This window comes from Streptococcus infantis (assembly GCF_015546995.1).
Classification (GTDB): Bacteria; Bacillota; Bacilli; order Lactobacillales; family Streptococcaceae; genus Streptococcus; species Streptococcus infantis_J.
In genome coordinates, this window is sequence record NZ_JADMUH010000031.1 from 1 (window position 1) to 12,181 (window position 12,181).

Annotated in this window: 15 protein-coding genes and 1 other RNA gene; 2 read left to right on the top strand and 14 right to left on the bottom strand. The window is 39.1% G+C overall.

Annotated features, from left to right (window positions below):
• On the top strand, positions 1-318 hold a 318-nt coding region (locus tag I1J71_RS08215), incomplete at its 5' end, for a putative sulfate exporter family transporter (protein WP_195184402.1).
• 28 nt (positions 319-346) lie between these two features.
• On the opposite strand, the gene I1J71_RS08220 is transcribed toward I1J71_RS08215, so the two are convergent.
• The 13 genes from I1J71_RS08220 to tadA all read right to left on the bottom strand — a co-directional run bounded on the left by I1J71_RS08220 (position 347) and on the right by tadA (position 9,375).
• A complete protein-coding gene (locus tag I1J71_RS08220) occupies positions 347-784 on the bottom strand; it encodes a CoA-binding protein (protein ID WP_195184403.1) in 438 nt (145 codons plus the stop codon).
• Positions 785-917: 133 nt separating this feature from the next.
• The gene (gene srtB, locus I1J71_RS08225) at positions 918-1,760 is read right to left on the bottom strand and encodes a class B sortase, LPKTxAVK-specific (RefSeq protein WP_004250360.1); all 843 of its coding nucleotides are present in this window, start codon (positions 1,758-1,760) and stop codon (positions 918-920) included.
• A 76-nt stretch (positions 1,761-1,836) separates the two neighbouring features.
• On the bottom strand, positions 1,837-2,466 hold the full coding sequence (abpA, locus tag I1J71_RS08230; RefSeq protein ID WP_004250358.1) for an amylase-binding adhesin AbpA: 630 nt from the start codon (positions 2,464-2,466) through the stop codon (positions 1,837-1,839).
• A 270-nt stretch (positions 2,467-2,736) separates the two neighbouring features.
• Positions 2,737-3,705 carry a ribose-phosphate diphosphokinase gene (locus tag I1J71_RS08235; protein ID WP_178894394.1) on the bottom strand — a complete coding sequence of 323 codons (969 nt, stop codon included), beginning with the start codon at positions 3,703-3,705 and terminating at the stop codon, positions 2,737-2,739.
• 215 nt (positions 3,706-3,920) lie between these two features.
• A complete protein-coding gene (locus I1J71_RS08240) occupies positions 3,921-4,415 on the bottom strand; it encodes a beta-class carbonic anhydrase (RefSeq protein ID WP_004250355.1) in 495 nt (164 codons plus the stop codon).
• Between the two features lie 162 nt (positions 4,416-4,577).
• The gene (locus tag I1J71_RS08245; RefSeq protein WP_195184404.1) at positions 4,578-5,273 is read right to left on the bottom strand and encodes a TIGR00266 family protein; all 696 of its coding nucleotides are present in this window, start codon (positions 5,271-5,273) and stop codon (positions 4,578-4,580) included.
• Positions 5,274-5,344: 71 nt separating this feature from the next.
• Entirely contained in the window at positions 5,345-6,709 is a 1,365-nt protein-coding gene (gene radA, locus I1J71_RS08250) for a DNA repair protein RadA (protein WP_195184412.1), read from the bottom strand.
• Positions 6,710-6,748: 39 nt separating this feature from the next.
• A complete protein-coding gene (locus I1J71_RS08255; protein ID WP_195184405.1) occupies positions 6,749-7,240 on the bottom strand; it encodes a hypothetical protein in 492 nt (163 codons plus the stop codon).
• 16 nt (positions 7,241-7,256) lie between these two features.
• Positions 7,257-7,796: a histidine phosphatase family protein gene (locus tag I1J71_RS08260; RefSeq protein ID WP_195184406.1), complete on the bottom strand. Its 540-nt coding sequence runs from the start codon at positions 7,794-7,796 to the stop codon at positions 7,257-7,259.
• An 18-nt stretch (positions 7,797-7,814) separates the two neighbouring features.
• A complete protein-coding gene (locus I1J71_RS08265; protein ID WP_195184407.1) occupies positions 7,815-8,270 on the bottom strand; it encodes an isochorismatase family protein in 456 nt (151 codons plus the stop codon).
• A 9-nt stretch (positions 8,271-8,279) separates the two neighbouring features.
• On the bottom strand, positions 8,280-8,723 hold the full coding sequence (locus I1J71_RS08270) for a dUTP diphosphatase (protein ID WP_195184408.1): 444 nt from the start codon (positions 8,721-8,723) through the stop codon (positions 8,280-8,282).
• A gap of 53 nt (positions 8,724-8,776) precedes the next feature.
• An RNA gene (gene ffs, locus I1J71_RS08275) (signal recognition particle sRNA small type) lies at positions 8,777-8,875 on the bottom strand.
• A 32-nt stretch (positions 8,876-8,907) separates the two neighbouring features.
• The gene (gene tadA, locus I1J71_RS08280) at positions 8,908-9,375 is read right to left on the bottom strand and encodes a tRNA adenosine(34) deaminase TadA (protein ID WP_195184409.1); all 468 of its coding nucleotides are present in this window, start codon (positions 9,373-9,375) and stop codon (positions 8,908-8,910) included.
• A gap of 301 nt (positions 9,376-9,676) precedes the next feature.
• Here tadA and I1J71_RS08285 point away from each other — a divergent pair, with 301 nt between their 5' ends.
• A complete protein-coding gene (locus I1J71_RS08285) occupies positions 9,677-10,216 on the top strand; it encodes a hypothetical protein (RefSeq protein WP_195184410.1) in 540 nt (179 codons plus the stop codon).
• Between the two features lie 480 nt (positions 10,217-10,696).
• Here the strand turns inward: I1J71_RS08285 and I1J71_RS08290 are convergent, their stop codons facing one another.
• Positions 10,697-11,983 (bottom strand): adenylosuccinate synthase, encoded by a 1,287-nt coding sequence (locus I1J71_RS08290; RefSeq protein WP_195184411.1) that lies wholly within the window; start codon positions 11,981-11,983, stop codon positions 10,697-10,699.
• Between the last annotated feature and the right edge of the window lie 198 nt (positions 11,984-12,181).

Below are 12,181 nucleotides of genomic sequence, written 5' to 3' on the forward strand. Positions count from 1 at the left end.
TATTGGCAAAGCCGTCAACAAGGCAATAACCAAGGAGTGAAGCTTAAAAAAATCTTCCCCGTTTTCATTCTCTACTTTATCCTAGCTTCTCTGCTAACTACTCTTCTCACATCTTTCGGTGTCAGCAATAGCTTCTTTTCACCTCTCAAACAACTCTCCAAATTCCTCATCATCATGGCTATGAGTGCTATTGGTCTCAAAACCAACCTCATTGCTATGATCAAATCCAGTGGAAAATCCATTCTTCTTGGAGCCCTTTGCTGGATTGCTATCATTCTGACTAGTCTTGGTATGCAAACACTCATCGGTATTTTCTAAGAAAAAAGGTAGCCTAAAGGCTACCTTTTTATTGTTCAAGAATTAAACGTGTATGTTCTCTCTTAATACAACGGTTCATCACGATGTCATCGCATCCCCCAGCACGCAAGATTTTTTCTGCTTCCAAACTTTCAAGTTCTAATTGTGCCCAGAAAATCTTGGCATCCGCCTTGAGAAAGTCTCGTGCTACATCAGGTAAAAATTCACTGCGACGATATACATTGACGATATCTACAGGGAAAGGAATTTCAGCTAGACTGGCATAAACCTTTTCTCCCAAAATCTCGCCACCTGCAGCTTTAGGGTTAACTGGAATAATTTTATAGCCACGAGCCTGCATTTCTTTAGTCACTCGATTGCTAGTTGTTTCCTCACGATCGGATAAGCCTACTACAGCTAGAGTTTTACTGGTTGCTAGATACCGACGGATCACTCCATCACTTGGATTGATAAATTCTTGAGTCATAGAAACCCTCCTTTTTCATCAGTATAGCATATTTTGAAAGGGTTTGTAGAAATTTGCTATGAAAATAAAAAATCCTCTTAAAATTAAACTATTCATTTAATTTTAAGAGGATCATAAAGATTTTATTTAAAGATTATTCTCTTGTTGGTTTATACTGAAGGCTTTCTCCGTGTTGTTTGACAAAGTCACTCAACTCTGAATCAGGAATTTGTCGAAGGTAGAGATTGGCACGAATCGTATCATCTTCTTCACGACAAGTAGAAAGCACAAGATATTTATCCTTAGCTGATACCTTGACATTTGGTTTCTTAACCTCTGCAGTATCATAAATAGTAGTTAGCTGTTTCTCAAAATCTGCATCATCATCAAAAGAAGTACGGTAAAAAGCTGTTTCTTCTGGAACAATAATCATGGCAACAGCTTCATAATAGTACTTTCTCTCTGGAGTTTCAATGACAACATAAGGGTGTGCATCAAAATATTCTTGGCGACTGAAATAGTTCACATCTTTAAACATACGGTGATCAGGAACTTTACTACCACGAGCGTGACCAAATAACCAAGTTAATCGATCGCTAAAATCCTTCTTGTTATCAGCGTCCATAAAGACTGTCCCCATTAAAGGCTCGTTAACTCCATCAAAGCGCTTATCTAAATAAGTCGCATTATCCGTTGTTTGAACGACTGGTTCATCTAACTGTGTACCCGGAATATATACATACCCCACAGTTTCAGAGTTTGTTGCAAGTAAACCTTTAAATTTATTAGAGAGATATTCCTTTTCTTCCTCGCTAGCAGTATAAGCTTGCTTTGACGCTTCCTGGGTAACGGTAGTTTCAGTCGTCTTATTCTCACTTGATGCTGAGAAGCTGTTATTATATATAAACAAGCCTCCCAAAGCAACGATAGCTACTGCTGCGATAGAAGCAATTATTTTAGTAATTGGTGTTTTCTTTGTTCTAGAGTGTCCACTCATTTTTCTACCTCGTTATTTACTAAAAAAATCACTGAAACAAAGTTTCAGTGATAGTATACTTCACCAAATAAATAAATTATTTAACAGCGTGTGTTTTTGGAAGGGCTTTTTGACCTGCTTTTGCAGAAGCTCCTGCTTTTTTAGCTGCTGCATCTGCTTTTTTAGCTTGGTCTACAGCACCTGGTTTACCACCTTCTGGTTGAGTTGCTGCTTGGTCAGCTGCTGCTTGATCAGGAGATACTTGTTCAGCTACACCATGGTTAAGAGCTTTATCTTCTTGATCACGCATGTCTTTTGTTTTGTTGTCTTGAACGCCAGTTGGATCGTTCCAGTATTTACCTTCAGCATAAGCAGTGTCACGGTATGCATCTTGAAGGCGAGCTACATATTTGTTGCGTACAACATTACGTGCTTCAGTACGAGCTGCTTCAAGTTTAGCAACGTAATCGCCGTAAAGGTGACCTGATCCGTATGCTTCAAGAGCTTGTTTTGCTGCTACAACTGCTGCATCGTTTTCAGCTTCAGCGTTAATTTCAGCTTCGTGTGCTGCTACTTGTGTGTTTGCTTCGTCAGCGATGTCGCGTTCTGAAACGTAGTGTTTTTGAATCAATGCATTTGAGCTATATGAATTGTCAGATGCAAATGCTGGAGCTGCTGCAGAAAATACTGCAAGAGCTGCTACTGATGATAATAAAACTTTCTTCATTGTTTTATCTCCTCTTTAATTTTAAAATTTAATTATAAGGATAATCCTTACTAACTCAAATTATATCACATATATTAGAGTTGTCAAGCTTTTTTAAAAATAAATTTATATTTTCTGGTAAAAACAAGTAAAATTCATTCGAATTACAAAAATCAAATAAAATTCTTGAAATAATTGATATAAAAAAGTTTAAAATCCGAACAATGCAGAGTTTTGCGAGTGTTAGGTTCTGTATTTCTAAGAGTATATTTTATTTTTTCAGCTGTAATTTTAAATAGTCTTCTCGATACTAAACAATGGAGAAAGAGGACGTTTTTCGTGGATACGGATGATTGCATCGCCTAAAAGATGAGCAATAGAAATTTGTTCAATCTTATCAATCAAACGTTCTTCTGGAAGATAGATAGTATCCAAAACAACCAATTTTTTAATGGCTGATTTCTGGATATTCTCCATTGCTGGACCAGAAAGAACTGGGTGCGTACAGCTTGCATAAACTTCAACAGCTCCTGCTTCTGCTAGAGCATCAGCCGCATGACAAATGGTTCCAGCTGTATCAATCATATCGTCAATCAAGATACAAGTCTTACCTTCTACCTTACCAATGATATTCATAACTTCACTAGTATTCATCTTGTCTACACTACGACGCTTGTCGATAATGGCAATTGGAGTTTTCAAAAATTCTGCTAATTTACGAGCACGAGTCACCCCACCGTGGTCCGGGCTGACAACGACATAGTCGGAACCAACCATGCCACGACGCTCAAAGTAATCCGCAATCAATGGAGCACCCATCAAGTGATCCACCGGAATATCAAAGAAACCTTGAATCTGTGCAGCGTGCAAATCAATCGTCAACAAACGATCAACTCCAGCGACCTCAAGCATATTTGCAACGAGTTTTGCAGTGATTGGCTCACGCGCTCTTGCCTTTCTATCCTGACGTGCATAACCATAGTAAGGCATAACAACGTTGACAGATTCTGCACTCGCGCGCTTCAAAGCGTCAACCATAATCAAAATCTCAAGTAGATTATCATTTACTGGTGAGCTAGTTGATTGTAGAATAAAGACGTGTTTTCCACGGATCGATTCTTCGATATTAACTTGAATTTCTCCGTCTGAAAATTGACGAACAGTCGATTTTCCCAACTCTATCCCAATCTCTTGCGCCACACGCTCTGCCAATTCTCTATTTGAAGAAAGGGCAAACAGCTTTAAATCAGAAAAAGACATGATTTCCTCCGGTATTTATGTATCACTTGTGTTTTTCACAACATTTTTCCATCTACCATTGTAGCGCTTTTTTCTCAATTTTTCAATAAAAAATAAGACAAGAGTAGACTTTTATACTCTTATCTTATACTATCTTATATTAGTGATATCAAAGGTGAAACTTGTCAATTTTCTCATCCTACTTCATGCTACTCCAGAAGCTTTTAATTAGAAAGTTAGTATATCTCCCTCATACTACCTGTATCCACATCGTAAACAGCTCCTGAAATAATAACATCATCTGGAATTAAGGGGCATTCTCGCAGCAATTTCATATCCTCTCGAACACTCTCATCGATGTCTTGAAACGGTAAAAAGTCCTGCCCAGATACATCAACTCCCAATTCACATTTTAGGTGCTCTTGAAAATCCTCGTTATTGAAGGTTTGAGCCCCGCAGTCTGTATGATGAAGAACCACAATTTCTCTTGTCCCCATTTGTTGTTGGGAAATTACAAGTGAACGAATCATATCCTCAGTCACTCGACCTCCCGCATTCCGTAAAATATGGGCATCTCCCAGAGCTAACCCCAGAGCTGGCGCAACGTGTAGACGCGAATCCATACAAGTTACGATTGCAACCTTGGTCTTGGGTTTAATGGATAAATGCAAATCTCCATGTAGTTCTACATAAGCTTGATTGGCTTTTAAAAAATTTTCAAAATAGGACATGACAACTCACTTTCTAGTCTGCCAGATAATTTGAACACCAAATTATTTATCTCCTATCTTACCATCTTTTCTTTGTCTTGTCAGCTGTCAACTTTCATATTAAAAAAACTGGGACAGAGACATCCAGCAACTAGCTTGGGTTTCTGTCCTAGTTTTTTAATATTATGAACCTTTTTGGATATACTTGTTAAGAGAGCCTGCAAAGCTCTGAAGATTGAGACTTTGTACATAGACCTCACCGGTACCTCGGAAGGTATTCACCACTCCTTCGCCTGTACCAATAGACTGCCAGAACCCATTTTCTAAGTGGATATCATAGTCCAGAGATTGACTCCAAGCCACCACATGGGCATTGTCAATCGTTATTTCTTGGTTTTGCAACTCAATTTTCTTAATAGAGCCAAAGGCATTGGCCAAAAGAGTTCCTTGACCTTGGGTAGTCATCACAAAGAGACCGCCTTGCCCTCCGAACAGAGCTTTCCCAATAGACTGGCGCTCCATTGTATAGAAAGCTGTACCATCAAGAGCTAAAAAGGCCCCATCATTCAATCGATATTGCTCTTCGCCTAGCTCAAGAGCAATCACTTGACCAGGAGTATCTGGTGCTAAAGCAAGGTTGCCGTTGTCAGACTCTGCAACAGCTTGAGTGATAAAGGTACTTTCACCAGAAACCATTGAACGCCCTACAGCTTTAACAAAACGTCCCAAACCAGAACCGCTTGCATTGAGCTGGGTATTGAGACTTACATTGGGTGTGTGGTAGACCATGCTACCACGCTGAATAAAGACCGTTTCTCCCTGATTGAGCGACAACTCTACCAAAGGAAACTGCATGTGACTATCCATAGAAAATTTCATCAGAAATTCCTCCTTATTTTTAATAAATGTTAGCAATAAAATAATTAGTCATCTAAAACTGACCATAACGATTAGGAGAATACCTTTTTCAAGACTTCCTGAATAGTCGTCACCCCAATCACCTGAATTTCCTTAGGTGGCTTTATACCTGTTAGGGAATTTTTTGGCACATAGATTTTTGTAAATCCAAGCTTAGCAGCTTCATTGATCCGTTGTTCGATACGATTTATGCGCCGAATCTCTCCCGTCAAGCCCAACTCTCCTACAAAACATTCCTGAGGATTGGTTGGTTTGTCCTTGTAGCTCGAAGCAATAGCAACTGCAACAGCCAGGTCAATAGCAGGTTCATCCAATTTGACACCACCAGCTGATTTAAGATAGGCATCCTGATTTTGAAGGAGTAAGCCTGCCCGTTTCTCCAAGACAGCCATAATCAGACTAGCGCGATTGAAATCAAGCCCTGTCGTCGTACGTTTAGCGTTTCCAAACATGGTCGGCGTCACCAATGCCTGCACTTCTGCAAGAATTGGACGTGTTCCTTCCATTGTCACAACGATGGACGAACCAGTCGCTCCATCCAAGCGTTCTTCCAGAAATACTTCACTAGGATTAAGAACTTCAACCAATCCACCTGACTGCATCTCAAAGATTCCAATCTCGTTGGTTGAGCCAAAACGGTTTTTGACAGCTCTCAAGATACGGAAGGTATGATGACGCTCCCCTTCAAAGTAAAGCACGGTATCCACCATATGCTCCAGCATACGCGGACCAGCCAAGGTTCCTTCCTTGGTTACATGGCCGACGATAAAAATAGCGATATTATTAGTCTTAGCCAGCTGCATGAGCTCTGCAGTTACTTCCCGTACTTGAGAAACCGATCCTTGAACTCCAGAAATCTCAGGAGACATAATGGTTTGGATGGAGTCGATGATGAGAAAATCTGGCTGAATTCTCTCTACTTCTGCCCGCACGCTCTGCATATTGGTCTCAGCATAGAGATAAAACTCACTATCAATATCCCCCAAGCGCTCTGCACGGAGTTTGATCTGTTGAGCAGACTCCTCCCCACTGACATAGAGAACTGTTCCTACTTGAGACAACTGGGTTGATACTTGTAAGAGAAGGGTTGATTTTCCAATCCCTGGATCTCCACCAATTAGGACGAGACTCCCTGGTACCACACCCCCACCGAGTACACGGTTGAATTCCTCCATCTCAGTCTTGGTTCGATTGACATTAATAGAAGTTACTTCAGCCAATTTCATAGGCTTGGTTTTCTCACCTGTCAAAGACACACGCGCATTCTTGACCTCTGCAACCTCAACTTCCTCCACAAAAGTAGACCAAGCTCCACAGTTTGGACAGCGTCCTAAATACTTTGGTGAATTATATTCACAATTTTGACACACAAATGTCGCTTTTTTCTTAGCTATAATTCTAATCCTCTCATTATAAAATCTCTTATTCTTTTCACGTCAGCAACTATCTTGTTTCAGAACAGTAAGGCCTCCATCATCCGCATGGACATAATACTCCCCATCAGGGCTAAATCCAAAAATATAGGGTAAATAACCTTTATAAATTTGACTTTTATCTCCCTTAGCTTTTTCCCAATAAATAGTTAAAATCGGATAATCTTCAGATTGGTCTTTATCCATTGTCACTCTGATGTCTTTGCCATTATCCAGAGGGAGATTTCCACCGTATTGACCAGCGATAGGGATAGGTGAATCATATCCCTCACACATGGCTACTAACTCTACCTCATCGTAATCTCCGTCTATCGGTGTTACTTGCCCATTTTCGCTATCAATGATTGACATGTAGTCTGAAGAAATACACAGAATTTTATGATAGGCATCAGGGAGAAATGCTAGGTAAAGAAATCCTCCAATACTAATCTCAAAAATCTTCTTATACCCTCGATAATTCTCGGCAGTAAAAGCTTGAAAATCCTTATAACTCATTTCATTGTGCTTCTTTCTAAATCTCTATCTCACACTCAATCACTTGGTAAAAATCAATCTTCTCGTCTGGCACAAATTGGCGCATGAGCATTCGATGAGTGACAATGATAATAGTTTTATAATTTTTATATTTTTCCAAAGCTCTTAAAAAACGATGACGCATCTCTAGATCAGTTTCATAGCGATAAGGAGAATCTTCAGATAAACCTCCTTGATGTTTTAGATAATATTCATGAGCTACCAATACACTAGTTAAATCAGAGTTAGTGCCATCTAAGTCTGGACGCCACTCATGAAAAAACGCCTCTACAAATAAGTCCAATCCTGTTTCAACTGCTATATAATGTGCTGTTTCTAAAGCCCTCGTCACAGACGATGAAATAATAATCTCTGCCTTTCCAAAACATGCAGTTTTAGCAACTTCTTTTGCCAGACTGCGACCTTTTCCTGTCAATGGTGCTAAATCACGACCAAAACCACTATAGAGTTGCGGATTTTCAAGTTTATCAAGCATACTATAATCTGGCTCCCCATGACGGACAAAGATAATCTTCATATTAAGATCCCCATAAAACTATCCAATCTTGATTCCGCAATCTTGCCACTGCTTCAGTGTTTTAGAGAATTTCTTCTGGTTGGCAACTCCGACAGCAGACAAATCGACAGAAACCTGATAATTCTCCTTAACAGCTGCCAAAATGGAAGCCTTGACACATCCATTGCCATCTACCCCTATAAACTCTATGCTTTTAGCACCGTTTCCCTCTAAAAAATCTTTTAAATCTGGATTAGTAAAGCAAGAAGCCCGACGCTTCTCAAAAATACGAGAAGATACAACCAGCAAGCCGGTCGCAAATTGCTTCTTTCTATCTTTTCTCTCCCAGAAAAAACGATTGAGAATATAGATAACTCGGTCGCTAGGATAGGTAGCAATTTTGTCATTTACAGCTGCAGTCAGTTCTTCATGATATGCTTTTCCTACAGCAACATAATCTGACTGCATGTCTACAACTAATAAATAGTCTGCCATTTTATTCCTCTATTTCCCTGTTGACCCAAATCCACCAGTCCGCACGCCGTCTGCCTCATCTCCATCTGCAATTAAGAAAGGAGCAAAGACAGCCTGAACTATACGTTCGCCAACTTCAAGGACGACTTCCTGGTCGGTAATGTTTTTCATCTGAGCAAAGATATGGCCTTCATTTCCTGGATTGCCATAGTAGTCTCCATCAATAACCCCCACAGAGTTGATTAAAACTAGGCCTTTTTTGCGAGGGTTAGAGGAACGGTCATAAAGATAGAGCACTTCAGTCGGCTGCATATAGGCCTTGACACCAGTTGGGACAAGAACAATCTCTCCTGGAGCAATCACCGTACGCACCGCAACCTTTAAGTCGTAGCCAGCTGCATGCGCTGTCTCACGTTTAGGTAACAAAGTTTCATCTGTAAAACTAGAAACTAATTCAAAACCACGAATTTTCATATTATTCCTCTTTTTAATCTTTTATTCTAGGCTATTTTATCTTATTTATTCGAAAAAAGCACGAAAAAAGAGCACACAATTCACACTCGCTTAGGGCTGCTGGATTCCTCCCCTGACCCGCTTCACGCAGAACTGTTGCTCCACTAGTTATTATACCACATTCCCCTCTATTTTTAAAGAGAAATTATTTTTTACGTCGATTTCGGAAAAAGTCTTGCATAATCTCTGCGCACTCATTCTCTAAAACGCCTGTTTCAACATCCACACGGTGATTGAGCCTCTCATCTGTTAAAATATCGTACAAGCTCCCAGCGGCGCCAAATTTCTGGTTTTTAGCCCCGTAGACCACGTTTGGAATCCTTGCGAGACCAATTGCCCCACTACACATAACGCAAGGCTCAATGGTCACAAAAAGCGTACAATCCAGCAAACGCCAACTCTCTTCACTTAGATTAGCATTCTCTATAGCCATAATTTCTGCATGCATGACTGCACGTTGCAACTCCTCCCGTGCATTATGGCCCCTCCCTATGATTTTACCGTCCTTGACAATCACGCAACCAATCGGGATTTCATCATGCTCTAAAGCAATCTCTGCCTCTTTTAAGGCCTCTCTCATAAAAGCTTCTTTTTCTTCAAGCGTGTAATTCATCTCTTCTCTCTTCCTAGCTATCAATTCTATCATTATAGCATGTTTTCCTAGACAAAAAAAGAGCTCTATAATATTTGCAGAAACCAACTTTAGATAGTATTCAATCTCTGGTTTGTAGAAATAATGTTATAAAAAGAGTATAATAATAGCAAAATTGAGAGAAACATTAGAAATCATGAACTGAGAGTAATGGAGACAACTGATACAGAATGTCCAGATCTGTCGGAAGATTTTTAACTATAAGTCTCCAAGAGATGATTATCCTGAGATTTAAATAACAAACAAGATGAAAGGGTAACTAATGCAATTAGAATTTTTACAGGGTGAACCAAAACTTACCTTGATGTTTCCATATAAAGATACATTTAATAGAGTAGGGGGACCATCCATGATATCTATATCTGTTATGATTCTCTGGATTCTGAAGCGTCTGATGACTTACAATACTGATTTTGCAGACAAGATTGTTATGGCGGTAGCGCTGATTTATGCTCCCCTCCTTATATGGTTTATGGGGTATTATCTCTTCATAAATGGAGTAAAATTAGAAATTTATAAAAACAATATTGTTCAGTATTATACCTATAGCAGTAGAGGCCACAGCCTATTACATTATCAATTTGGACTTCAAGATATCGAACAAATAACCATTAAAAAGCGTCCTTTTAATTGCGTAAAGTTAAGCATAAAAATTAGAAATCCTATTTTTTTAGAAGGGCATGAAAAAAAACTAAATAAGCTAGTCAGTGTCAGTATCATCACAGACAAACTAAAAGCAGATGCTTTTATGTACGAAATGAAGCAATTTCAAAGTGATAAATCAGATAATCAAGTAAGCTGATTCAGAAAAAATTCAAGTTTGTCTAACTTACAAATTCTCAAGAAAATAGTTCACTGAAGAGGCTGGGATCAGAAATCCCAACCTCATTTTTTCTTAGTTATGCGCCTTTGATGTGATGGCAAATTGAACGATTTGTTGGTATTTGAGAATTCAAAAAGCTTCTTTTACAAAAGCTTCTTTTCTCAATTCACAACTTTAACCAATTTACCCAAATGTTGAAACCTCACAGATCTGGGTGTCCCAAATCGAGAGTTGGTCTAAAGATTTCTGTCCCACTGTTTTTTTCTTTGTCTTAAAAGTAAAGAAGCCACTTAAATATGACTTAAAAGCTGACAAAAAAAGCCACCGAATGCGGTGACTTTATAGGGAGATTATTATGAAAAAGAAAAGTTTAGGAAATTTGTTACAACAAGTTAGGAGGTCTTCTTGTAACTGTCTATAGTATATCCGACCTGTCTTAAACAAATCTTAAAAAATCTCCTATGACCAAACACTTTCTAAAATATTAGTCTGTTCACGACCAGGACCTACTGAGAATGTTGAAATACGAACACCCACCAATTCGCTAACACGGCGAACATAGTTACGTGCATTTTCAGGAAGGTCTTCCAAAGTACGTACTCCAGTAATATCTTCATGCCAACCTGGTAGCTCCTCGTAGATTGGTTTACAACGTTTCAATTGTTCAAGACTAGCAGGGTAATAATCAATACGTTGACCGTCAAGATCATAGGCCACACAGATTTTAACAGTATCCAAACCACTCAAAACGTCAATAGAGTTCAAAGAGAGATTTGTGATACCAGAAACACGGCGACTATGACGCATAACAACTGAGTCGAACCAACCTACACGACGAGGACGCCCAGTAGTTGTCCCATACTCATGCCCCACTTCACGGATACGATCTCCAACTTCATCAAATAATTCAGTTGGGAAAGGACCATCACCAACACGACTTGTGTAAGCTTTACATACACCGACAACTTTGTCAATCTTGCTTGGACCTACTCCAGAACCAATTGTCACACCACCAGCCACTGGGTTTGATGAAGTAACAAATGGATAAGTACCTTGGTCAATATCCAACATAACACCTTGTGCCCCCTCAAAGAGAACCCGTTTACCATTATCAAGCGCGTCGTTCAAGATAACAGAAGTATCAGTCACATATTGCTTGATTTGTTGGCCATACTCATAGTATTCTTCAAAAATATCATCAATTGAAATAGGTTCACTATCATACAATTTTACAAATTGACGATTTTTCTCAGCAAGATTACGTTCTAAACGTTCACGGAAGATTTCTTTATCCAAAAGATCCGCAATACGAATTCCAACACGAGCTGCCTTGTCCATATAGGCTGGACCAATTCCTTTAATTGTCGTCCCAATCTTGTTATCACCCTTAGCTTCTTCTTGCAAGCGATCTAACTCGATGTGGTAAGGCAAAATAACATGTGCACGATCAGAAATACGTAGATTATCTGTTGTAACGCCTTCCTCGTGAAGATAGGATAATTCTTTTACAAGAGATTTCGGATTAACTACCATTCCATTACCAATTACGGAAATCTTTTCAGGGAAGAAAATTCCAGATGGAATTAAATGCAATTTGAACTTTTTCCCATCAATAACAATAGTGTGGCCCGCATTGTCACCACCTTGGTAACGAGCAATCACTTCCGCATTAGCTGAAAGAAAATCTGTAATTTTTCCTTTACCTTCATCGCCCCATTGGGTTCCTACAACAACAACTGAAGTCATATTAAAATTTCGTCTGAGCCTAATGGCTCGTCCTTTCTCATATACATGGTGGGAATCTCACCCACAATTATATCTTACAATTTATTATAAGAAAAAAAGCTTATTTTATCAAGGATAAACACTAGAAAAGATTAGGGATTTCTTTTATTTTTAAATTGAAAAATAACAATTATTTAGCTTATTCTATATAAAATTAAA